Below are 22,237 nucleotides of genomic sequence, written 5' to 3'. Positions count from 1 at the left end.
TTTTTAAACTTATCAAATAAAACCCAACTTAATCAATTCAACCAAGTCATTGTTTTATCAGAAGTTTTAATCTTCATCACCGCCGATGGATGTGCATTCTACAGCATTTCTGATCCAACGCAACACCTTTTTTATGATTTATTTTACGCATGTCGCTTTTTTAAACACATAAACATTCTTTTGTATTATTATTGGGCTATATACGCCCTATTTCATATAATAAAACGTATATACACCCAATTTTCATTTAATTTAAGACATTTTTTGATTTCGTATGGTTGTTTTAAAAAAAACTGCCTATTTAATAATGGCGTGCTCCATTTCACCCTTATTATATGCAGCTCCCACAGCAAATATTTTCACAACCACTTTCTCTATTTTGAGTTATGCCAAGTGGGAAACCACTTCACCCAAATTTTGCGTGATTAATAATTCAAGTTTAGTCAATGATTTTAAAAAACTTGCGCCAACCCACAGCAGTTATAAAATTACAGCCATCAATGTGAATGACATCAAATCCAGTCATTGCCAAGTTTTATTTTTTTCCAATCTATCAGCAAAAGAAGAACAAAGTATTTTAAACAACCATGTTAATTTCCCCGCCCTCTCTCTAAGTAGTAACAATAGTGAGTGTGAGTCGGGCAGTGCATTTTGTTTGTATAAAAAAAATCAGAGTTATTCGTTTAAAATTAATATGGAAAGTTTAACGCAGTCACAAATACATATTGATCCACGCGTTTTATTACTGGCGAAGTCATCGGAGTCAGCTGAATGAAACAACTCTATAATCCAATTACATTGCACCAATTATTTACGCGTTCGCAGCTCACCATCTTTGCTTTAACTTTTACAATTTGTTCTGCGATATTTTTGGTTATTTCCACCTATACCATGCATACCTATGCAAAAAACAGCTTAACGATTTTATCGAACGCAATAAACGAACGCGTTCAACCTGCTGTGGTGTTTAATGACCAAACAACGATGCATCAAATTTTAAACGAATACACTCAACTGTATCCCATTCGATCGATAGAAATTACAAACCATCAAAATGCGTCGCTGGCTCATGCTGAGCAACAAGAAATTTCAACATTTTCCAGCCAAGCGATTTTAGATTATTTCTTTTTTAGCCAACCGATTCGTTTAGATATCCATCATGATCAGAAAAGTTATGGTGAACTGATCGTATATGGAAACTCTTCAGATTTAGTTAGTTTCTTCCATAAAATTTTATTGGGTTTATTTTTAGGTTTTATACTTTTATTGGCTACTGTGTTTTGGTCGGTGAATTCTGTTTATCAATACTTAATGCAATCTGTTCGCTCTATTGTTGAATCAGCACAAACCATTAGCATTAAGAAAGATTATAAAATGCGGGTTTCAAACTCTGATATTCAAGAATTACACGCACTCAGTACCGCCTTTAATGGTTTACTCAGTGAAATTGAACAGTCAAATAAAAACTTGATTTCAGAAAATGACAAGCTAATTCATCTAGCACGTCATGATGCATTAACCCAATTGCCAAATCGTAATTATTTTTATGAAAAGCTGTTTGAGCTATTTGACTTAAAAGCGAACGCTGCTGTGTTCTTTGTCGATATTGAAAACTTTAAACATGTGAATGACCAATATGGACACTTAGCTGGAGATGCAGTACTGCGTGCCTCATCACATTGTTTAAAACAAGCACTTCCAGATGATGCTTTCGTTGCGCGACTCGGTGGTGATGAATTTGCAATTATTATCAATCGCTTAAACTTCCTGATAGAACTCGAAGTCTTTTGTCATAAAATACATGACTGCTATGGTTCCACATTTGTTTATGAGCAACATAATATTGCATTACAAGCTAATATTGGTGTGGCACTGATCCAAAATGCAAAATCGCCAGAAGATCTAATCGCAGATGCGGATCGCGCGATGTATGATGCTAAACTTTCTAATAATCATTGGTGCATTGCACTTCAACGCCCCAACTCATAGGATTTGCTATGTTAAAGAACGCATTTAAAGTTTTATTTATACTTGCATTCACGACCACTATGACAGCCTGCATGAGTTTAGGTAACTTAAGCTACAAACAAGCACGTATGCTTAAAAAAGAAGGTTTTGTCTTGACCAATGATGGTTGGACACTTGCCCTACCAGAACGACTTTTATTTGGTTTTGATGATTATCAAATTCAACCCCACCAACAAGTCAAGTTAAATACACTTGCTACTCAACTGATTAAATATGACCTAAACAAAATTAAGTTTATTGGTCATACGGATAATGTTGGACAAGCCAATTACAACCAACAACTGTCAGAAAAACGTGCGCAAAGCGTCGCAAACGTCTTTTTAAAGCAAGGTTATAACAGTTCAAATATTCAAATTATTGGCCGTGGTGCTGAACAACCGATAGTCTCTAATGACACTGAAACCAATCGTGCCATCAACCGTCGTGTAAATGTCACCATCATTCCCTAAATAGCAGAATATAAAAAAGCCACCTTATGGTGGCTTTTTTATTTTTTATAAATTTCAGGCATAAAAAAACCGCTAAATGCGGCATCTTTTTCATAGTATTACTTTTGAGATAAATGGTCGGAGCAGTAGGATTCGAACCTACGACCCCCTGGTCCCAAACCAGGTGCACTACCAGGCTGTGCTATGCTCCGCTTTCAACTTTAAAAGTTGGGGTGAATGATGGGATTCGAACCCACGACAACCGGAATCACAATCCGGGGCTCTACCAACTGAGCTACATCCACCATCATGTTCTTGCTTGTGAATAACCAATATAACGCATTTTAAATTACAGGCATAAAAAAACCGCTATATGCGGTATCTTTTATCGACCGTTTTCTTTAAGAAAATGGTCGGAGCAGTAGGATTCGAACCTACGACCCCCTGGTCCCAAACCAGGTGCACTACCAGGCTGTGCTATGCTCCGAATTGGGGTGAATGATGGGATTCGAACCCACGACAACCGGAATCACAATCCGGGGCTCTACCAACTGAGCTACATCCACCATCACAACAAGTTTCAGATTCTAGTATCAGAACACCAATAAAATGGCGCGCCTGACAGGATTCGAACCTGTGACCATCCGCTTAGAAGGCGGATGCTCTATCCAACTGAGCTACAGGCGCATTACCGATGACATAGACTATCACGCGATTTTTGCCTTGAGAAATTGGTCGGAGCAGTAGGATTCGAACCTACGACCCCCTGGTCCCAAACCAGGTGCACTACCAGGCTGTGCTATGCTCCGTTTCATCTCAGCTTTCGCTGTATCGCATATCGTGCGGTACGGTGTGCATTCTAGGCGTGACGTTGATTAACGTCAACACCTATCTTCAAAAAAACATAAAAAATCATTTCAAGCGATTATTTATCAAGCACTTTAATCATTTTTCAAGCAAAAATTAACGTTTTAAACTGGCACTGAAATTCAACATCCGATCTAAAGGCAATTTAGCACGCTCAGCCAATGCCGGATCTACAAAAATTTCCTGATCGCCTTTTTGTAAAACTTCCAGAATGCCATCCAATTCATTCATCGCCATCCAAGGGCAATGCGCACATGAACGACAAGTCGCTCCCTCACCTGCCGTCGGTGCTTCGATGAGAATTTTATTCGGCACAGCTTGTTGCATTTTATAAAAAATACCGCGATCTGTTGCCACGATTAAACGTTCGTGTGGCAAGGCTTGTGCAGCCTTGATCAATTGCGAGGTGCTACCGACGGCATCTGCAATATCCACCACAGATTCTGGTGACTCTGGATGTACCAAAACTGCTGCATCAGGATACAGCGCTTTCATATTGGCAATACCACGTGCACGGAACTCTTCATGGACAATACATGCCCCATCCCATAGCAACATGTCTGCACCGGTTTTCTTTTGAATATAGCGACCGAGATGCTGATCGGGTGCCCAAATAATTTTTTCACCTAAACTATCTAAATGCTCAACAATTTCAACAGCACAGCTCGAGGTTACCACCCAATCTGCACGCGCTTTCACTGCCGCCGAGGTATTGGCATATACCACAACCGTATGATCCGGATGTGCATCGCAAAATTTGGTAAATTCATCGACAGGACACCCCAAATCAAGTGAGCATGTTGCCTCTAGAGTAGGCATCAGTACGGTTTTCTCAGGAGATAAAATCTTCGAGGTCTCCCCCATGAATTTCACTCCTGCAACCACCAACGTCGTTGCTTCATGATCCCGACCAAAACGTGCCATTTCAAGTGAATCCGAAACGCATCCACCGGTCTGTTCTGCTAGTTCCTGCACTTCAGGATCACAATAATAGTGTGCAACAAGGACAGCGTTACGTTTTTTGAGTTCCGCTTTAATTAATTCAAACTTTTCAAGCTTTGCAGCTTCCGTTAAGTGATGCTCTTTAACATCACCCAAACGATCCAAATGCGCTTGTACAATTGATTTTGCTTCATTTGCAATTAAGTTGTTTGCATTATTCATTACAACGTCTTCTCTATCCTTAATGCCTGCTACTACACAGGTGCTTCACAACTGACCCATAAATATGGTACTTGGCTATTTTTTACCGGTCATTAAAAAGTTCCACTTATAAAAAAGCCTCACAACGGAGGCTTTTCAAAAACATCAAATATCTTATGAACGGTAATCTGCGTTAATCTTAACATAGTCATACGACAGGTCACAGGTATACACAGTATCTCGCGCACTGCCACGTCCTAAATCTACACGGATCGTGATCTCAGATTTCTCCATCTCTGCAGCCCCTGCTGCTTCGGTATAATCTGCTGCGGCACCACCGTCTTTACAGATTTGAACATCACCTAACCAGACCTGAATTTTTTCAACATCTAAGTTTGGCACACCTGCATAACCAATAGCTGCCAAAATACGGCCCCAGTTTGGATCTGATGCGAAGATTGCAGTTTTAACCAACGGTGAATGTGCAATGCTATAAGCAATATCACAACATTCTTGAGTATCTGCGCCGCCTTCTACCGCCACAGTAATAAACTTCGTCGCACCTTCACCATCACGGACAATGAGCTGTGCAAGACGTTTCATTACACGTGTTAACACGTCTAAAACAGCAGCATAACGTGAATCTGATTCTGAAGTAATTTCTACGCCACCAGCTTGGCCCGTTGCAATCAAAATACATGAGTCATTCGTTGAGGTATCACCATCCACCGTAATACGGTTAAACGACAGGTTAACTGTAGTTTTCAAAAGCTGTTGCACCAGCTCACGGCTAATGGGTGCATCAGTCGCCACATAACTCAACATGGTCGCCATATTTGGACGAATCATGCCTGCGCCTTTAGAAATACCTGTCATGGTATACAGGACGCCATCTAACTCAAATTGTTCAGATGCACCTTTAGGTGTGGTATCTGTGGTCATAATGCCCGTTGCCGCTTCCAACCAAGCGTCTTCTTGCAAACTGTCTAATGCCGGTTGCAAGCCTTGAACCAAACGATCAATAGGTAATTGCTCGCCAATTACACCCGTTGAAAAAGGAAGGACTTCTGTATTTTGAACACCAGCCAGTTCTGCCAGTTTCGCACATGTCGCTTCAGCATTTGCCATGCCAATTTTGCCAGTACCTGCATTGGCATTTCCGGTGTTAATCACTAAATAACGTGGATTACCTGCTAATAAGTGCGCTTTAGAAATATGCACCGGTGCTGCACAAAATGCATTTTGAGTAAAAACGCCTGCGACATTAGAGCCTTCAGCAAATTCAAAAATGACAAGGTCACGTCGGTTCTGATAGCGCACATACGCTTCAGCCGAACCGATTTTTACACCTTTCACCACATGCATCTGTGGCATAGATACGTCACCAACTGCCATTTTTCAACGTCCAACTATATGAGTTATAAAAAATACAGCTTAGTGCAAAATCTATAAAAAATCGAGCAGAAGCACGGTTTTGCTGTAATTTTATTGAGCATTTCTTTTGCACATAAAAAAACCAGCCTTTCGACTGGTCTTTATCGCTGTTCGTCGTAAATTAGTTACGCGCAAGCTGAGTTGCTTCATCAAGAAGCACTTGTTTCGCTTTTTGTTGACTCGCAGCAGAAAGTGCTGGGTTTTCAGCCACAATACGGTCAGCATTCGCCGCATTGGCTGCTGCAATTTTTGCAGTTTGCAATACGATTGGACGATTTGGATTGGCAAAGGTATAACGAATACCCGTACGCGGGCTTGCTACAGTCACTTGACCGTCAGTACCAATCTGTACTTGAGTTGTTGTTGGACCAACTGCTTGTTGAACTTTCTCTAAAGAAGTCGTCTGAGGAGCGTTTGCAAAGGCAAAAGTTGGCAAAGCCAAAGCAGCAATCATGAACGGTTTTAGTACTTTTTTCATTGTCTTTTCCGTCTTACGGTTATTGATAGAAACTAAATAACATTTAATCCGCTGCACTGCAAATACTATTCAGGTCAGATCAGCTGAGTAAATAAAAAATCAGAGCGCGATGGCTCTGATTTATTTGAAATTAAACAATGCTGTTTAAATTTTACCGTGACATTGTTTATATTTTAGACCTGAACCACATGGGCACGGTGAGTTACGGCTTTCTGGCGGAACAATCACTTGCTCTGCAGGTGTGTATTGCGCATCGATAACATCATTACCATTGGCTTCAGCCAACAAATTATCAAAGTCGTTGTGTGACAACTGAAGATTCATTGATTCAGCTTGAGCCTGTTTTTGAGCTTCCATTTCTGCAAGCTCTTCGGCTGTAGGCACATGAATACGAGATAAATCTGTCACGACATCGGACTTAATCACAGCAAGCATGTTTACAAATAAGTTAAAGGCTTCTTTTTTGTATTCTTGCTCAGGATTTTTCTGCGCATAACCACGTAAATGAATCCCTTGACGTAAGTAATCCATTGCTGCCAAATGCTCTTTCCAATGGCGGTCCAATGAATTCAACATAAAGTGACGTTCGAGCATTGCAGCCGTTTCGTCACCCATTTGCGTACGACGTGAACGGTAGTGCTGAAGAACTTCATCAGTAATACGTTCAACCAAAGCCTCTTCATCCAAACGACGATCTTGCTCTAACCACTGCGAAATTGGCAATTCAATCGATAGATCTTCACGTAGCGCCTTTTCAAGACCTTCTATATCCCACTGATCGTGAATAGACTCAGGTGGAATATATACTTCGATCATGCCTTTAGTCACATCCTGAATCATTGTTTCGATGTAATCTTGTAAAGACGGTTCAACAAGAATTTCATCACGTTGCGAGTAAATAATCTTACGTTGTTCGTTGTTTACGTCATCGTATTTCAATAAATTTTTACGAATATCGAAGTTACGTGCTTCAACTTTACGTTGTGCATTTTCAATCGAGCGTGACACCATTTTATGCTCAATGGCTTCATCTTCTTTCAGACCCATGGCACGCATCATTGCAACCACGCGATCACCTGCGAAGATACGCATCAAGTCATCTTCAAGCGACAAGTAGAAACGTGATACACCTGGGTCACCTTGACGGCCCGCACGACCACGTAACTGGTTATCGATACGACGAGATTCATGACGTTCTGAACCAATGATGTGTAAACCACCAGAGTTCAGTACCATTTCATGATTTTGTTCCCACTCTGCTTTCAAACGTGCTTCGTCTGCTTCAGTCGGCTCTTCAATCTTCGCCAGCAACGCTTTCCAGTTACCACCTAACAGAATATCAGTACCACGACCAGCCATGTTAGTCGCAATGGTCACTGCACGCGGTGAACCCGCTTGCGCAATAATATCCGCTTCACGCTCATGTTGTTTCGCATTAAGTACTTCATGTTGAATACCAGCTTCTTTCAGCTTATCTGATAAAATTTCAGAGGCTTCAATGGTTGCTGTACCAATCAGAATCGGCGCAACACCCGCTTCATGAATACGTTGAATTTCTTGAATGATGGCGTTGTATTTACCTTCACGATTTAAATAGATTAAATCGTTTTGGTCATTACGAATCATCGGGCGATGGGTTGGAATAAGTACAACATCCAAGCCATAAATTTCTTTCATCTCTGCAGCTTCAGTATCTGCAGTCCCTGTCATCCCTGATAATTTCTTGTAAAGACGGAAATAGTTCTGGAATGTTGTAGTTGCTAAAGTTTGGTTTTCAGGCTGAATTTCCAAACCTTCTTTGGCTTCTACTGCTTGATGCAAACCTTCTGACCAACGGCGACCCGGCATGGTACGACCAGTGTTTTCATCGACAATGATCACTTCACCTTCGTGGATGATGTAATGCACGTTGCGTTGGTATAGGTAATGCGCACGAATGGCCGCAGAAACATGGTGTACCAAGTTTAAATTAGCAGATGAATATAAACTTTCACCTTCAGCAAGCAAGCCCATTTGAATCAATTCAGCTTCAACAGTTTCATAACCGACTTCGGTCATTTCTACAGAGCGCTGTTTTTCGTCAATCCAGAAGTGACCACCATCTGGTACCTTCTCTTCTTTTTGTGCATGAAGTTTTGGTGGAATACTGTTAATTGCAGCATACAACTGAGATGAGTCTTCTGATTGACCAGAAATGATCAACGGTGTACGCGCTTCATCAATCAGGATCGAATCGACTTCATCGATGATGGCATAGGTTAAGCTGCGCTGTTTTTTCTCAGCAGCAGAAAACACCATGTTGTCACGCAAGTAATCGAAACCGAATTCGTTGTTGGTACCGTAAGTAATGTCAGCTCGATACGCTTGAGCTTTTTCAGTTGGGTCTTGCATTGAGTAAATAATCCCAATGCTTAAACCTAAAAATTCGAATAATGGACGGTTTAACTCAGCATCTCGCTGTGCGAGATAGTCGTTCACCGTAATCACGTGAACACCTTCACCACTAATCGCATTGAGGTAACAAGCAAGCGTTCCCATGAGGGTTTTACCTTCACCGGTACGCATCTCTGCGATCTTACCTTCATGTAAAGTAATACCACCAATCAGCTGTACATCATAATGACGCATGCCCATGACACGCTTCGCAGCTTCACGACAAACAGCAAACGCTTCAGGTAATAATTTATCAAGGCTGTCGCCTTTTTTATAACGTTCTTTGAATTCTTCAGTTTTTGCAGATAAGTCTGCATCGCTTAGAACAGATATCGTCGGCTCGAGCGCATTAATCTTCTCTACGATTTTACGCATGCGTTTGAGTTCGCGCTCATTTTTGGTACCGAAGATTCCTCCGATCAGACTTGCCAACATGAATAGACTCTCTAAATCTTGCTTGTCAAATGAATATATTTTCTTAGTCGTTATTATGGTGCTAGAAATTCGAAGTACAAGGGTTTTGCACAAAAATCCCCTTAAATATTCTGCGCTCGGGTTCTAGCCCCGGAGACTTAAGGCAAGCTAATGTAACAAATTTTCTGCAGACAACATAGTGACTCTGTCGTGAGATATTTCGCATTTATCCCCCAATAAAACTGTTTTATATGAGATATATTCATAAAGAAATGAAAAAACACTATTTTTAATCATAAAAAAAATCCTTCATATTTATTTTCAAGTTAAACAAATTCAATAAATACGGGGATATTCCATGACGATTCGTTTAGGTGATACTGCACCAGACTTTACTCAAGACTCAAGCGAAGGCAGCATTCATTTTTATGACTTTTTAGGTGACAGTTGGGGCATTTTATTTTCGCATCCTGCCGATTACACCCCAGTCTGCACCACAGAACTTGGATTTACCGCAAAACTAAAAGATGAATTTAGCAAACGTGGTGTCAAGGCCATTGCCCTGTCTGTTGATGATGTTGAGTCGCATCATGGTTGGATTAACGACATTAATAATACTCAAAATACCACGGTCAACTTCCCGATCATTGCAGACAAAGACCGTAAAGTGTCTACCCTTTATGATTTCATTCACCCCAATGCCAGCGAAACATTAACTGTTCGCTCTTTGGTGATCATCGATCCAAATAAAAAAGTCCGTTTAATCATTACTTATCCTGCATCTACAGGGCGTAACTTCCATGAAATTTTACGTGTCATTGACTCTTTGCAACTGACAGACAACCATAAAGTTGCAACACCGGCCAACTGGCAACAAGGTGAAGATGTGGTGATTGTGCCGTCATTAAAAGATGAAGAGGAAATCAAACAACGCTTTCCTCAAGGATATAACGCAGTTACGCCTTACCTTCGTTTAACGCCTCAACCTAAGTGAGGATAAAACGGAGCATTACGCTGTCCGAGCGCAAGATAAGAAGCTCTGCTGTGAGTGACCAAAGCGAAGGTACAAATTTAACTATTTTTAAGCGCAGCACCTAAGCAAACTAAGTATCATAACCATAGTTAATATAGTTTTCCCCCTTCAGAACGAATGACGAGCCCGTTCTGGCATTCTCCAACCTGCTCATCTCCGGATGAGCTTTTTTTGATTACAAATTCCTCTCAGGGATTAGATTGGTTAAACATCACAATTCCGTTATAACTAATAAAAACTTGAAAACAACAAACCGTGATTCATCAAATTCATCATTTACATTGTGGTAGTTTTTGTCCAACGTGTGCTCCTTTATTTGGACAGAAAGGCTTTCGCGCACATTTGGTCTGTCATTGCCTGCTCATTGAAACCGATAAAGGGCTCGTCTTAGTCGATACAGGACTGGGCTTACAAGATTATTTGCATCCACAAAATCGTTTAGGTCGGTTTATTTCACGCACAGCGCAGATCAAATTTAATCCGCAACTGAGTGCGATTCATCAAATTCAAAAATTAGGCTTTAAGGCTCAAGATGTTCAACACATTTTGTTGTCACACTTAGATTTTGATCATGCAGGCGGGATATCAGATTTTCCGCAGGCGACCGTGCATGTCTTAGCCAGTGAATATAACGCCACTCAAAACATTCACAGCATTAAATCACGACTGCGCTATCGACCACAGCAGTTCCAACAGCATCGTTATTGGAACTTTATTGAAAACATCGGGACTAAAGCATGGTTTAACTTAGAGCACACTGCCGGTCTGTCTATTTTTCAAGATGACATTTTAATGCTTCCACTTTTGGGACATACCGCGGGTCATGCCGGTATTGCAGTAAAAAATAACCATCGCTGGTTGTTATATTGTGGCGATGCTTATTACTCACAGCATCAATTAAATCCAAATTTTCATTCGCGGGCCTTAAATCAGCTTCAGCGTTTATTTGCCACCGACAATACACAGCGACTGCACTCCCTTCATAAGATTCAGCAGTTAGCGCAGCATCCGGACATCGATCTCATCTGTGCACATGACCCATTAGAATTCGCTCGCTATCAGAATACAAGCTATGACCGCTAAAATCCTACCAATGATCCTCCTCAGTGTTAGCTTCAGCTTCACGGGTTGCATGACATCAAATCCATTACCGTTAAATGAACGTCCTCAGCATTGGGGAAAAGTCGTTCATCAACAGCATAATTTTTATCAGATCAGCCCAACATTATTTCGCAGTGAACAACCTGATGCAGATCTCGCCCCTGTTCTACGAGAACAGCAAATCGATGTGATCATAAATTTACGTTCACGGCATCATGATCCAGAACGCTTAAAAAATGCTATTGATATGCAAAAGATTAAATTTGTACATATTCCGATACACACATGGCAAATCGATCGTGAAGATTTACTGGCAGTGATGAAAACCATAAAAGAAGCTGAACAACAGGAGCAAAAAGTGTTAATCCATTGCTACCACGGCTCAGACCGTACAGGCGTGAGTGTGGCCATGTACCGTATTATTTTTCAGCATTGGTCCATTGAGGAAGCAAAACGTGAAATGAAACAAGGTGGCTATGGCTTCCACCCTATTTGGAAAAATATTGACCGATTATTCAGTCCTGAAAATGTAAAATGGATTCAGCAACAACTACTGAATCCATCTTATTAAAGGTAAATCCTCATATAAACTTAGCGTTTATCGAGTGGTACCCAATCAATCACCCAAGCCGATTTCATATTCAAACTTGCATCTGAATTGATCTTTTTACGTGTTGCGTCCGCAGCATCACGGTCCTTCGAAGGACCGACCATAATACGAATGCCTTTAGATGTCGGACTCTTCGTCACTTTATAGCCTTTTGCACGTAATTTTGCAGCAACAGCATCTGCATTGGCTTCATTAGCAGCCAGTGCAACTTGCACCATCCATTGCTTATCGCCATTTTCCAACAGATCACGTGCTTTTTCAGCTTCAGCTTTTTTCTTGGCTTCGGCTTTACGCTTTTCTTCTGCCTTGTGTTTTTCTTCGGCTTTACGCTTTTCTTCAGCTTGTTGCTTCGCTTCGGCTGCTTTCTTATCTGCTGCTTTTTTCTCAGCTTCAGCATGTGCTTTACGTTCAGCTTCTTTTTGAGCATCCGCTTTACGTTTTGCTTCGGCTTTTTGTTTATCTGCTGCGATACGTGCCTGATCAGCCTTTTGCTGCGCCGACTGAGTCTCTAACTTTTTTTGAGCCGCCAACTTATCCTCAGCTAAACGATTTTGCTTGGCTTTTTCATCTTCAACCAATTCGGGCGGAATATTATCCGAACTTTGTTGAGCTGAACGATGTGCGTTTAAAGCCGCATATTCTTCTGCTGCTTTACGTGCTGCATCCGCTTCCGCTTGTTGTTGCATCGCTAAAAATTCTGCTGCACGTGCTTCTTGCTCCGCAACCGATTTTTCACGGGTACGTCGTTGTTCTTCGAGCAAACGCTTTTCAGTTTCAACATCAACAGTCAATGATGACATTTTACCCGCACCCTGACCTTGTTGCTCAACTTGAGCCATTTCAGGGGTTTGGCTTTGATTTTGATGTATTTCTTCTTTGCCTTTAAGTAAAAGTGCGGCCAGCAGTACACCACCACCTAATAAAACAACACCACCCATCCAGCGTTGTTTGTTATTCATTGACATTCTTCCAGATACTCCCATACCGCTTCTAAGGTATGAAATGAACCACATACCAGAATCAGCTGATTATTCTTTGTTTCTTCCAGCGCGGACTTAAAAGCTAATTGCACATTGTCATAATGTTCTACGACTTGATGCTGCAGTGCGCTATCCAATTGTGTGATAGATGCCGCACGTGGCACATTTAATTGTGCAATTTTCCACATTCTTACCGTATCTTTCAATAAGTTAACGACAGAATTTATGTCTTTATCAGTCAGCATGGAGAAAACGCTGATCACTTCTGTGTATTGTTTATTGTACTGGAGAAAATTTCGCAATTGCTTTAACAAAAATTCAACACCATGCGGGTTATGTCCCGCATCGAAAATCACCGTTTTTCCTGCAATTTCTCTAACTTCAAAACGGCCTTGTAACTTGGCATTGATAATCCCCTGAGCGATCGACTGCTGAGAGACCACCAAACCACTGGCCAATATTGCTGCTACAGCCGTAGAGATATTTTCGAGTGCCAAAGAACCCACGGGGAGTTTTAAGGTTGAACCTGATGAGGCAAACATCCAAGATTGTCCGTCATCACTGTACTGATAAAAATAATCACGATTGAGTACATGTAAAGCAGCTTGGCAATCTTCTGCTTTTTGACGAATGGCTTCAGGCAGTACTTGCTGTCCACCAAAAATCACGGGAATATTCGGACGAATAATCCCAGCTTTCTCAAAAGCAATTTTTTCAATGGTGTCGCCTAACCAATCGGTATGGTCTAAACCAATATTGGTAATCACTGCAACATCTGGATCGACGACATTGACCACATCAAGTCGACCGCCAAGGCCCACTTCGAGGACCCATACATCGCAATGTTGCTGTTTAAAAATAACAAAAGCGGCCAAAGTGGTCGCTTCAAAAAAAGATAAACTTAATTCACATTCACGACGCGCCTGATCAACAGCTACAAAAGCATCAATCAGGGTTTGGTCGGCCACTTCAACACCTTGAAGCTTTACACGTTCATTGAATCGATAGATATGCGGTGATTGGTATAAACCCACATTATAACCTTGCGCATTTAAAATGGCAGCCAATGTCGTTGTGGTTGAGCCTTTCCCATTGGTTCCAGCAACCGTCAGAACTTTGGCATCAGGCTGAGTTACGCCCAATCGATCTGCAACAGGAATTACCCGCTCCAGTCCTAAATCAATACCCGTAACATGAACATGGCTCCAATAATCGAGCCATGTGTTTAAAGAATCAGTTGCAAGTGGTGCTGTGTTCAAGGCAAGTTCATCAATTTCGCTACAATACGATAAACTGTATCACGTAATGCATGACGGTGGACAATTTGATCGACTACACCATGATCAAGCAAATATTCCGCACGTTGGAACGGTTCTTCCAATTTTTCACGTACAGTTTGCTCAATTACACGCTTACCAGCAAAACCAATCATGGCTTTCGGTTCAGCCAAGTGAACATCACCGAGCATTGCCAATGATGCAGTCACACCACCATAAACTGGATGCGTCAATACCACTAGATAAGGCAAGCCTGCATCTTTCATTTTTTGGATGGCAGCAGAAGTACGCGCCATTTGCATGAGTGACAACATGCCTTCTTGCATACGCGCACCACCAGAGGCAGCGAAGCAAATAAGTGGTTGTTTGGATTTAATTGCAAGTTCAGCCGCTTGAACAAAGCGGTCACCAACCACAGTGCCCATTGAACCGCCCATGAAATCAAATTCAAATGCGGTTGCAATCATTGGAATGCCTTTCAGCGTTCCTTGCATTACCACTAAAGCTTCTGTTTCACCGGTTTTCTTCTGCGCTTCAGACATACGGTCTGGATACGCTTTGCTATCTACAAATTTAAGTGGATCTTTGGCTTTAAATTCTTGACCCAATTCTTTTTGTACTTGGTCAAAGAACCAGTTCAAACGATCACGCGCTTTCATTCGCAAGTGTTCATCACACTGCGGACAAACGTAGGCATTAAATGACATTGCAGTACGAGTCACAAGTGCATGACACTCAGGACATTCAATCGTCGGCTCAGTAAATGTCGCCTTTAATGCTTGCTGTTCATCAGGTACATGAATACCTGGTACCGCACGCTCTGTCCATGGCGTAGATGCGCTCAGAATTTTGCCTGTTTTTGCGTCTTGACTCATACTAACTCATCGAGCGCAGCTCGAAGCTCCTTCACTTTATTCACTGTTTCGATTACAGCTTGTTCTGGCGCTAAGTTTGCAAATTGTTTAACAAAAGCACTACCTACAATCACCGCATCCGCAGCAACACCCATGGCTTTCGCCGATGCTGCATCACTGATACCAAAGCCAACGCCGACAGGTACCTGAGTATACGATTTGATTTTTTGAATACGTGCCGCAGCTTCAGCAACGTCTAAAGTCGCTGCACCTGTCACACCTTTCAAAGAAACATAGTAGATAAATCCACTAGCTTGTTTCACCACATGCTGAATACGTTCGTCAGTGGATGTTGGCGCAAGTAAGAAGATTTGATCCATGTCGTATTTTTTCAATACTGCATCTAGATCTTTTGCTTCTTCTGGTGGAAGGTCCACCAAGAGCACGCCATCTACACCGCATTCATGTGCATAGGCAACAAACTTTTCATAGCCGATTACTTCAACAGGGTTTAAATAGCCCATCAGTACTACCGGTGTTTCTGAATCGTTTTTACGGAACTCTTTCACCATGTTCAAGGCATCTAGAGTATTGGTTCCCCCAGCAAGCGCACGCTCAGCAGCAAGTGCAATAACAGGACCATCCGCCATTGGGTCTGAAAATGGAAGACCTAATTCGATCACATCTACACCTGCCTCAACCATTTGATGTAACAAAGGTACCGTTACTTGTGGATGAGGGTCACCAGCCATAACATAAGAAACCAAGGCCTTACGCTGTTGAGATTTAAGCGTTCCAAATCGAGTGGCTAAACGTGACATAGGGTTATACTTTCCTTGAATGAATCAAAACTATGATGTGGGTTTTGTCGAAATACAAGACATCGCATTGTAACGCTATTTTTTACCCATTGAACAGGGTATACAATCCTCAGTCGGCATTTCTCATGCAAACATAATTTTCCAGAACAACCCGAAAGCATCATTTACCGATATTTCAGTTTTTTTCACAATGATCAAAGATGCCTAATTTTAGGATCTGGCAAAATTATAAGGTTTTAGATTAACTTAATTTTATCATCAAAAAAATGTTAAAAATAACAGGCTTAGCATTTACATTTTAATTTTCCTTAAATTGCAAAACCTGCTTTATACTAGCCGCATACTTTTATTTTTTTATCTCCTATGTCCTCCGATTCACAAGTGAAAGTGCCTGCTCGGGCATTTGCACTGCTCCCGCTTATTGTTTTTCTGACCATTTTTTTGGGCAGTGGTATTTACCATTCCATCATTGGAACTGAGTTTGCGTTCTATCAAGTGAAAGCCCCAGTCGCTGCTCTTCCTGCAATTGTATTGGCAATTTTGCTCTATCGCGGCAAGATAAATGACGCGATTGATACATTTATGAAAGGTGCCAGCCACCCGAATTTGATCTTAATGTTCATGGTCTTTATGCTCGCTGGTGCTTTTGCCAGTGTCAGCAGTGCCATCGGTAGTGTCGATGCAACAGTGCAATTCGGACTATCGATGATTGCGCCTGAGTTCGTGCTGCCTATGCTGTTTATTATTGCGGCCTTTATTGCCACAGCGATGGGAACCTCCATGGGCACCATTGCAGCCTGCGCGCCAATTGCCTTTGGTTTTACACAAGTCACCGAAATTGAAGTGGTGTATGCCATTGGTGCTGTGGTCGGTGGTGCTATGTTTGGTGATAATCTGTCAATGATTTCAGATACCACCATTGCTGCAACGAACAGTCAAAAAGTTCAACTTCGCGATAAATTTAAGGTCAATGTCTGGATTGCTGTTCCTGCATCGATCGTCAGCATCTGTATCTATTTAATTATGAGTCAAGGCTCACAAGCGATTGAACACAAAGCTTATAATGCTTGGCTGATCTTGCCGTATTTAGCCGTATTTATTTTGGCCTTTTCACGTTTGCACGTGCTTGCTGTACTGACCATTGGTGTCTTGTTATCTGGTTTGATTGGTTTGGTCATTCAACCTGAATTTAATTTCTTAAGCTTAAATAATTCTATTTATGACGGCTTTACCGGCATGTTTGAAGTTGCCCTGCTTTCTATTTTCTTGGGTGGTATTTCTGCCATTATGCAAAAAGAAGGCGGTTTAGAATGGCTAATTCAACGCATTTACAGCATGACACGCTGCTTTAAAGTTGGTGCTGAACGCGCAGGTGAGATTGGTATCAGTTTCTTGGTAATTTTCTCCAACCTATTTGTAGCAAATAACACTGTCGCAATTATTTTATCTGGTGACATGGCACGTGAAGTCGCGAAAGAATATGGTGTAGACCCTAAACGTGCTGCTGCGCTCTTGGACATTTTCTCTTGCGTAATCCAAGGTCTCATTCCTTATGGCGCTCAGCTGTTACTGGCTTGTTCGATCGCAAAACTTTCGCCTGTAGAACTGATTGGTAGTGTGTATTACTGTTGGGTCTTGGCAATCTTTGCCATCCTTGCCATTTTACTGCGTTATCCAAAATTAAAAGCCGCAGCATAAGCTTGGCTTAAAAGAAAAGTGGTCGTTTGACCGCTTTTTTTAATGCTGTATGAATGGCTTTTTTTGACGAGCAATCTGCATGTTTTATTCTAATCTCAAGGTTTTTTTCCGCGCTAATAATGTCTCTCCGCTATATGCCTTAAAAGCACGTGCCAAAGCAGACTGATCTGAATAACCCAGCTGTAAAGCGATATCTGTCAAATGGGTTTGTTGTGAAAGTAGATATTCACAGCGTTTCATCCGTTCAAGCTCCAAAAGCCGTTTAAACGAGGTGTCTTTCTCCTGTAACTGTCGTTGCAAGGTTCTGACTGACAGATGTAACTCCTCTGCTAACCACTCTATTTTAGGGGCTTGCTGCTGTAATTTGAGATAATCTGCTATGCATTGTTGCATCTGTATAATTGGATCTGCATGTTGCGGACGAGCGGCTATCGCCTCTTCTGCTTGACGTAATAACAATTGCATCAGTGACGGATCAGCAAGTTCTGACTTTAAATCCAAACTATCGGCATGAATCACAAATGAATATTTAAGGGTCGAAAATTCCATTTGGCAGCCATAAAACTTTTCATAGTGATAACGAGCCATCCGCGGTGCATGCGCAAAATGAATACGGAGTAACTTTAAAGAATCTGGAAAAATTTGCTTGGCCAAATGTGCCATACAGGCCATCGTCAATTCATTCACCAACGCATATTCATCATCATGCTGTGGCCAAGACAGTATAATTTGATGATCTTGATGGCTCATATTCATCGGCACAATTTGCGCGCCATCAATCACCAAACGACTAAAACGCATCACATATTGCAAAGCATCTGCAACACTATTACTCAGTGTCGCCATATAGCCTAACACCCCAAAATGCTCTGCACGAATATACTTGGCCATTTCAAACACCAATTGCGGGCAATCCAGATGCTGCTGAGTCAGTTGCATGATGCTGTTAAAAAAAGAATTCGGCGATTGAGAGTCGATCGGCAAAGACAGCACATGCTGAATTTGCGCAGCATACGGCGCAATCCATTCGAGCTGTGTATAGTTTAATTCACGCTCAATTAAGACCATATTCCACAATTGGAAGTAACCATTTGGGATCTGAATTTCAGCCATCTCGCCCCTCTTTCTGACCTGCCAATTCTGACATTTTATATTTTCATCATGGCGTAAAATGTATAAAAATTGGCAATATCTGTCAAAACAAAGTGCAATTTCTCCGACATACTGCAATCAATACGACTCGCACAGAAAAAATATCATGAATGCTATCGTCAAATATCAAGTCGAACCCATTGTTCGCACAAAACTAAATTTTAAGTTGGAAGAAATCCCGCGCTATTGGTTTGGCGGAGACCCCTTTTTAACTCGTATGTTTGATGCCTTGAGCCTGACCTTTCCTGATGGCGAGCGCTATTTTATTGAATCTGTACGTCTGTTCCGCAGTCAAATTCAAGATCCTGATTTACAGCAACGTGTCGCTGACTTTATTCGTCAAGAAGCGCAGCACGGTATGGCGCATGACAAAATGAATATGTTGATGAAACAACAAGGCATGCCTGTCGATGCGTTCATTAAACGTCTGAATAAAATTTTTAAATTTGAACTGAGCAAGCGCTCACCAGAATACAACATTGCCATGACGGCTTCCGCCGAACATTTGACTGCGCTGATGGCTGAAACCTTTTGTAGCCAAAAGTCCGTACTAGAATCTGCGCATCCTTATGTCCGTGCATTATTTATTTGGCATGCGATAGAAGAAATGGAACATCGCGATGTGGCTTTTGATGTGATGAAAGATGTGGCTAAGGTCGATGAAAATTTAAAGAAATTCACTCTGGTCTGGACCAGTGGATTGATGCTCGGCTTTACCTTATACCGTGCCAATGTGATGCTGAAACATGACGGCTTCAGCTTCACTGAACGTTTAAAATTAAATATGAAAGGCTTACCGTGGTTCTTTGGTAAAAATGGCACCCTCACCCGAATGAGCAAGCCATATCGAGATTGGTTTAAAAAAGACTTCCATCCGAGTCAGCATCCCATTGTGCAAAATTATGATCTCTGGTTAAAAACTTATGAAGAAACCAATGATCCAATTCAAGCTGCGGAAGTGTTTTGGCAAGCTGCAAAATAACAACTGAATAAAAAAAGCCGCATCGATTGCGGCTTTTTTATTGGCTTAGACTCACCATTTGGCATAGTGCTGCTCAAGCAAACCATATTCATTTAAGAATACAATTTCTTCGCCATCACGTTGAATTGTACCGCTAATTTTTGCCTGCCATTGACTGAACTGACTACCGACCAATCTTAAATTCAGGTTTTCATAGCGCCGCCAACCTGTGCTGACGATCAAATTTAAGCTGTTGTCTAATGAGCTAATATTCCATTGATTATCGCCTTGTTGCTGAAACAGCACATCAGACATGGGATACAAATGTCCATTGACCCACAGGCAATTTTCATTGCCAAAGCTTTCATTTACACCAGAGGCAAGATTGATCCCAACGCGTCGATTTTGACTATCCCAAAAGTTACACGACAGCCAGAACCATGCGGTTTCAGGACGAAGAAAACCACAGGTATCATCTAAAGACACCAATGTCCGGTCATGGAATTGAATGGTCTTGCCTTGCTTATTGATAAAGAAACCTTCACAGCCTAACGTCGTTAGTTTTTGAGTATAGGTCCAACCATTAATCCCTGTGGGGCTACACATACTCAGCGGATCAGTCCCCGCACAAAACACTCGAGCGCTCAGTTTGAGTTCGCCATGTTTCGACATTTGAATGTATCGCACACCATTGGCATGCTGAATGTCCAGTTGAATCCCTGACTTAATAAAATGACTCTGATTAAATAAAGGTTGTTCATCTAAAACGGTATTGCGTGACAGGAAATTAATCGAATTCCATTCCAACACTTCATTCGTAATATGGTCATACACATAGACAAAACCGTGCCCTGCCCACGCGATATCGGCAATCGCTAGACCAATCGTATAATGTTCATGCTGAATACAACAAAATTTAAATTTTTTATATTTTAAACGCTTACGCCAACCTTGAAGTCGTTTTCCATACGGTGTCTTATATTCATACTTACTTAAATCGATACGATTGGGAAGTTCACTAAAACGCCCATAATGCGGCTGTCCATTCGGCCGTATTAAATCCATATACGCCATTCCATTGAGGTTTAAGGTCTAAATCCTGAATGTTATTATGCCTATTATTTAACGCCTGAAAAGACAATCCATCTGATTTCAGGCGAATATCACAAAAAAATATAAAAGCTGACATTTCAGCTCTTAATCATCACAAATGTTCATTTATTAAGATGTAATCATTTTTCCATGAATTTTGCTGGCTATGCGGGGTTTCAACCAATTCGATATAGCGCCCATAGACATGATCAATCGCAATACAATCATCAACATCTAGGGTTCGGTCGGTATGTTGTTTTTGCCAATGTGACTCAAAAAAAGCCTTGCCCCGTTGTTTTGCAACGCTGGCATTTTGTCCCGTCACCAAAACATAACGATGTAATTCACCAAATTCGCGGGCATCATATCCCCCGAGATTAATCAGCCATAATTTTTCATCTTCAGCTCGGGGCGCGGCATCACAAAATTGGATACGATAATGCCGATTTTCAGTGCTGACTGTATGTACCTGTGCCCAAGCATCAATATGTAAGCCTTTTTGCTCACCAAACCATGCCGTTCTCAGTTGCGGATAAACCTCTTCTAATGCGTTACCCACTGCAAGAATGACATCATGCACTTCGATATTTGCTCTTGGATGGCGTCCGCCGAGCATCACCATAAATAAACTGGACACAATCTCCCCCTATTTTTGACTTCAACTGCCCACATAGGGCTGAAGTAATTTCAACAAAATCACGCCGCCTAAAGAGAGTACTGCATTGTTGACGAAATGAATGAGTAAGACATGCCAAATGTTACGCGTCCACAAATAGATGAGGTTGAGAAATAGGCCTGCCGCCATAAAACTGATGGTCGCAATCAAATCGCCATCAAAATTATGATAATGTATCAAGCCGAATAAGATTGAGTTCAGCAAGACCAAAATCACTCGCCACAGCCACGGCTGTACAAACAGCTTTTGCAGCAAGGTATAGCGGAAAATAATATCTTCAAGCAAAGCGGTAAATAATGGCCCAAGGCTGATGATCAGCAAGCTAAAAAACGCAATCGTATTAGGATCAATGGTCGATTCTTTTTCAATGCTCTCACCAACGGGCAACAGACTGCGTGTAAAAGAAATCACCACTTGTAAGACGACTGCACCGACAACCACCAACAGGCTTGAACGCCAAAAGGCCTGTTTATACTTTTGCCAGTGCGTATACAGCATCGTTTTATAGAGCCAACACACGGCAATAAATAAAATACCGCGAAAGATCGAATCACCCAAAGCAACCTGAGCTGAAACACCAAAAAATTGGTCTAAGACATAACTGTTGAACAAGATCAGCGGAAGAATGCACAGCGCAAAAGTATCACGCCATTGCCAATAAATATGGGTTGGAAAGGATTCTGCACGAACCAATTGGGTAAACGTCATTGTTATAAAGTCTTTCTAAAGCAATAAAATTTACACAGTATTGTGATTT

At 41.5% G+C, this 22,237-nt stretch carries 20 protein-coding genes and 6 tRNA genes; 8 read left to right on the top strand and 18 right to left on the bottom strand.

Going from position 1 to position 22,237, the window contains the following annotated elements; genetic code table 11:
• The first annotated feature begins 274 nt into the window (after positions 1 to 274).
• The 3 genes from FTU62_RS16065 to FTU62_RS16055 are packed head-to-tail and all read left to right on the top strand — an operon-like array spanning position 275 to position 2,477.
• A complete protein-coding gene (locus FTU62_RS16065) occupies positions 275 to 775 on the top strand; it encodes a YfiR family protein (protein WP_180103195.1) in 501 nt (166 codons plus the stop codon).
• Positions 772 to 1,989 (top strand): diguanylate cyclase domain-containing protein, encoded by a 1,218-nt coding sequence (locus FTU62_RS16060; protein WP_180103194.1) that lies wholly within the window; start codon positions 772 to 774, stop codon positions 1,987 to 1,989. The genes FTU62_RS16065 and FTU62_RS16060 overlap by 4 nt, the downstream gene beginning before the upstream one ends.
• A gap of 8 nt (positions 1,990 to 1,997) precedes the next feature.
• The gene (locus FTU62_RS16055) at positions 1,998 to 2,477 is read left to right on the top strand and encodes an OmpA family protein (RefSeq protein ID WP_180103193.1); all 480 of its coding nucleotides are present in this window, start codon (positions 1,998 to 2,000) and stop codon (positions 2,475 to 2,477) included.
• Between the two features lie 114 nt (positions 2,478 to 2,591).
• Here FTU62_RS16055 and FTU62_RS16050 read toward each other — a convergent pair.
• From FTU62_RS16050 to secA, 10 genes are all read right to left on the bottom strand, one after another.
• A tRNA-Pro gene (locus FTU62_RS16050) sits at positions 2,592 to 2,668 on the bottom strand.
• Between the two features lie 17 nt (positions 2,669 to 2,685).
• Positions 2,686 to 2,761: transfer RNA gene (locus FTU62_RS16045), tRNA-His, on the bottom strand.
• 105 nt (positions 2,762 to 2,866) lie between these two features.
• Positions 2,867 to 2,943: transfer RNA gene (locus FTU62_RS16040), tRNA-Pro, on the bottom strand.
• 3 nt (positions 2,944 to 2,946) lie between these two features.
• Positions 2,947 to 3,022, bottom strand: a tRNA-His gene (locus FTU62_RS16035).
• Positions 3,023 to 3,066: 44 nt separating this feature from the next.
• Positions 3,067 to 3,143: transfer RNA gene (locus FTU62_RS16030), tRNA-Arg, on the bottom strand.
• 45 nt (positions 3,144 to 3,188) lie between these two features.
• Positions 3,189 to 3,265 (bottom strand) — tRNA-Pro (locus tag FTU62_RS16025).
• Positions 3,266 to 3,419: 154 nt separating this feature from the next.
• Positions 3,420 to 4,487: a quinolinate synthase NadA gene (gene nadA / locus FTU62_RS16020; protein WP_180103192.1), complete on the bottom strand. Its 1,068-nt coding sequence runs from the start codon at positions 4,485 to 4,487 to the stop codon at positions 3,420 to 3,422.
• Between the two features lie 153 nt (positions 4,488 to 4,640).
• Entirely contained in the window at positions 4,641 to 5,861 is a 1,221-nt protein-coding gene (argJ, locus tag FTU62_RS16015) for a bifunctional glutamate N-acetyltransferase/amino-acid acetyltransferase ArgJ (RefSeq protein WP_078194124.1), read from the bottom strand.
• Between the two features lie 160 nt (positions 5,862 to 6,021).
• Positions 6,022 to 6,378, bottom strand: a complete 357-nt coding sequence (locus FTU62_RS16010) for a hypothetical protein (RefSeq protein ID WP_180035848.1) — start codon at positions 6,376 to 6,378, stop codon at positions 6,022 to 6,024.
• A gap of 144 nt (positions 6,379 to 6,522) precedes the next feature.
• A complete protein-coding gene (secA, locus tag FTU62_RS16005) occupies positions 6,523 to 9,246 on the bottom strand; it encodes a preprotein translocase subunit SecA (RefSeq protein ID WP_180078805.1) in 2,724 nt (907 codons plus the stop codon).
• A 337-nt stretch (positions 9,247 to 9,583) separates the two neighbouring features.
• Between secA and FTU62_RS16000 the strand changes: the two genes are divergently transcribed.
• The 3 genes from FTU62_RS16000 to FTU62_RS15990 all read left to right on the top strand — a co-directional run bounded on the left by FTU62_RS16000 (position 9,584) and on the right by FTU62_RS15990 (position 11,930).
• Positions 9,584 to 10,219 (top strand): peroxiredoxin, encoded by a 636-nt coding sequence (locus FTU62_RS16000; protein WP_078194127.1) that lies wholly within the window; start codon positions 9,584 to 9,586, stop codon positions 10,217 to 10,219.
• A 294-nt stretch (positions 10,220 to 10,513) separates the two neighbouring features.
• Positions 10,514 to 11,341, top strand: a complete 828-nt coding sequence (locus tag FTU62_RS15995) for an MBL fold metallo-hydrolase (protein WP_180103191.1) — start codon at positions 10,514 to 10,516, stop codon at positions 11,339 to 11,341.
• Positions 11,331 to 11,930 (top strand): dual specificity protein phosphatase family protein, encoded by a 600-nt coding sequence (locus tag FTU62_RS15990; RefSeq protein WP_180078801.1) that lies wholly within the window; start codon positions 11,331 to 11,333, stop codon positions 11,928 to 11,930. Before FTU62_RS15995 ends, FTU62_RS15990 begins: the two co-directional genes overlap by 11 nt.
• Before the next feature lie 20 nt (positions 11,931 to 11,950).
• Here FTU62_RS15990 and FTU62_RS15985 read toward each other — a convergent pair whose 3' ends face one another.
• From FTU62_RS15985 to trpA, 4 genes are read right to left on the bottom strand one after another with little or no spacing between them, the layout of a single operon-like run.
• Positions 11,951 to 12,928, bottom strand: a complete 978-nt coding sequence (locus FTU62_RS15985) for an SPOR domain-containing protein (RefSeq protein ID WP_180078799.1) — start codon at positions 12,926 to 12,928, stop codon at positions 11,951 to 11,953.
• Complete coding sequence (gene folC / locus FTU62_RS15980; protein ID WP_078194131.1) at positions 12,925 to 14,208, bottom strand: bifunctional tetrahydrofolate synthase/dihydrofolate synthase; 1,284 nt, start codon at positions 14,206 to 14,208, stop codon at positions 12,925 to 12,927. The genes FTU62_RS15985 and folC overlap by 4 nt, the downstream gene beginning before the upstream one ends.
• Entirely contained in the window at positions 14,205 to 15,101 is an 897-nt protein-coding gene (gene accD, locus FTU62_RS15975; protein WP_111885388.1) for an acetyl-CoA carboxylase, carboxyltransferase subunit beta, read from the bottom strand. Before accD ends, folC begins: the two co-directional genes overlap by 4 nt.
• The gene (trpA, locus tag FTU62_RS15970) at positions 15,098 to 15,901 is read right to left on the bottom strand and encodes a tryptophan synthase subunit alpha (protein ID WP_180103190.1); all 804 of its coding nucleotides are present in this window, start codon (positions 15,899 to 15,901) and stop codon (positions 15,098 to 15,100) included. The genes accD and trpA overlap by 4 nt, the downstream gene beginning before the upstream one ends.
• Positions 15,902 to 16,264: 363 nt before the next feature.
• Between trpA and FTU62_RS15965 the strand changes: the two genes are divergently transcribed.
• The gene (locus FTU62_RS15965) at positions 16,265 to 17,599 is read left to right on the top strand and encodes a Na+/H+ antiporter NhaC family protein (RefSeq protein WP_180103189.1); all 1,335 of its coding nucleotides are present in this window, start codon (positions 16,265 to 16,267) and stop codon (positions 17,597 to 17,599) included.
• A gap of 84 nt (positions 17,600 to 17,683) precedes the next feature.
• Here FTU62_RS15965 and FTU62_RS15960 read toward each other — a convergent pair whose 3' ends face one another.
• Positions 17,684 to 18,712 (bottom strand): AraC family transcriptional regulator, encoded by a 1,029-nt coding sequence (locus tag FTU62_RS15960; protein WP_180103188.1) that lies wholly within the window; start codon positions 18,710 to 18,712, stop codon positions 17,684 to 17,686.
• Positions 18,713 to 18,857: 145 nt separating this feature from the next.
• Here FTU62_RS15960 and FTU62_RS15955 point away from each other — a divergent pair, with 145 nt between their 5' ends.
• Positions 18,858 to 19,733: a metal-dependent hydrolase gene (locus FTU62_RS15955; RefSeq protein ID WP_078191325.1), complete on the top strand. Its 876-nt coding sequence runs from the start codon at positions 18,858 to 18,860 to the stop codon at positions 19,731 to 19,733.
• A 51-nt stretch (positions 19,734 to 19,784) separates the two neighbouring features.
• On the opposite strand, the gene FTU62_RS15950 is transcribed toward FTU62_RS15955, so the two are convergent.
• From FTU62_RS15950 to FTU62_RS15940, 3 genes are all read right to left on the bottom strand, one after another.
• Complete coding sequence (locus tag FTU62_RS15950; protein ID WP_180035840.1) at positions 19,785 to 20,777, bottom strand: DUF2804 domain-containing protein; 993 nt, start codon at positions 20,775 to 20,777, stop codon at positions 19,785 to 19,787.
• Positions 20,778 to 20,916: 139 nt separating this feature from the next.
• A complete protein-coding gene (locus FTU62_RS15945) occupies positions 20,917 to 21,441 on the bottom strand; it encodes a DUF1543 domain-containing protein (RefSeq protein WP_180055840.1) in 525 nt (174 codons plus the stop codon).
• A gap of 21 nt (positions 21,442 to 21,462) precedes the next feature.
• The gene (locus tag FTU62_RS15940) at positions 21,463 to 22,188 is read right to left on the bottom strand and encodes a CPBP family intramembrane glutamic endopeptidase (protein ID WP_180103187.1); all 726 of its coding nucleotides are present in this window, start codon (positions 22,186 to 22,188) and stop codon (positions 21,463 to 21,465) included.
• Between the last annotated feature and the right edge of the window lie 49 nt (positions 22,189 to 22,237).

Origin of the sequence: Acinetobacter sp. YH12126 (genome assembly GCF_013418745.1) — a bacterium.
Lineage (GTDB): Bacteria > Pseudomonadota > Gammaproteobacteria > Pseudomonadales > Moraxellaceae > Acinetobacter > Acinetobacter amyesii.
The sequence above is the reverse complement of the archived record's forward strand: the minus strand, read 5'-3'. Positions and strand labels throughout refer to the sequence as shown.

What these genes read in the sequence shown, in the direction of transcription:
- FTU62_RS15990 (WP_180078801.1), top strand. Translation starts at nt 11,331, where the DNA reads ATGACCGCTAAAATCCTACCAATGATCCTCCTCAGTGTTAGCTTCAGC.
- accD (WP_111885388.1), bottom strand. Translation starts at nt 15,101, where the DNA reads ATGAGTCAAGACGCAAAAACAGGCAAAATTCTGAGCGCATCTACGCCA.
- FTU62_RS16055 (WP_180103193.1), top strand. Translation starts at nt 1,998, where the DNA reads ATGTTAAAGAACGCATTTAAAGTTTTATTTATACTTGCATTCACGACC.
- FTU62_RS15985 (WP_180078799.1), bottom strand. Translation starts at nt 12,928, where the DNA reads ATGAATAACAAACAACGCTGGATGGGTGGTGTTGTTTTATTAGGTGGT.
- secA (WP_180078805.1), bottom strand. Translation starts at nt 9,246, where the DNA reads ATGTTGGCAAGTCTGATCGGAGGAATCTTCGGTACCAAAAATGAGCGC.
- FTU62_RS15955 (WP_078191325.1), top strand. Translation starts at nt 18,858, where the DNA reads ATGAATGCTATCGTCAAATATCAAGTCGAACCCATTGTTCGCACAAAA.
- nadA (WP_180103192.1), bottom strand. Translation starts at nt 4,487, where the DNA reads ATGAATAATGCAAACAACTTAATTGCAAATGAAGCAAAATCAATTGTA.
- FTU62_RS15965 (WP_180103189.1), top strand. Translation starts at nt 16,265, where the DNA reads ATGTCCTCCGATTCACAAGTGAAAGTGCCTGCTCGGGCATTTGCACTG.
- FTU62_RS16060 (WP_180103194.1), top strand. Translation starts at nt 772, where the DNA reads ATGAAACAACTCTATAATCCAATTACATTGCACCAATTATTTACGCGT.
- FTU62_RS16065 (WP_180103195.1), top strand. Translation starts at nt 275, where the DNA reads ATGGTTGTTTTAAAAAAAACTGCCTATTTAATAATGGCGTGCTCCATT.
- FTU62_RS16010 (WP_180035848.1), bottom strand. Translation starts at nt 6,378, where the DNA reads ATGAAAAAAGTACTAAAACCGTTCATGATTGCTGCTTTGGCTTTGCCA.
- FTU62_RS15950 (WP_180035840.1), bottom strand. Translation starts at nt 20,777, where the DNA reads ATGGATTTAATACGGCCGAATGGACAGCCGCATTATGGGCGTTTTAGT.
- trpA (WP_180103190.1), bottom strand. Translation starts at nt 15,901, where the DNA reads ATGTCACGTTTAGCCACTCGATTTGGAACGCTTAAATCTCAACAGCGT.
- FTU62_RS16000 (WP_078194127.1), top strand. Translation starts at nt 9,584, where the DNA reads ATGACGATTCGTTTAGGTGATACTGCACCAGACTTTACTCAAGACTCA.
- FTU62_RS15960 (WP_180103188.1), bottom strand. Translation starts at nt 18,712, where the DNA reads ATGGCTGAAATTCAGATCCCAAATGGTTACTTCCAATTGTGGAATATG.
- argJ (WP_078194124.1), bottom strand. Translation starts at nt 5,861, where the DNA reads ATGGCAGTTGGTGACGTATCTATGCCACAGATGCATGTGGTGAAAGGT.
- FTU62_RS15940 (WP_180103187.1), bottom strand. Translation starts at nt 22,188, where the DNA reads ATGACGTTTACCCAATTGGTTCGTGCAGAATCCTTTCCAACCCATATT.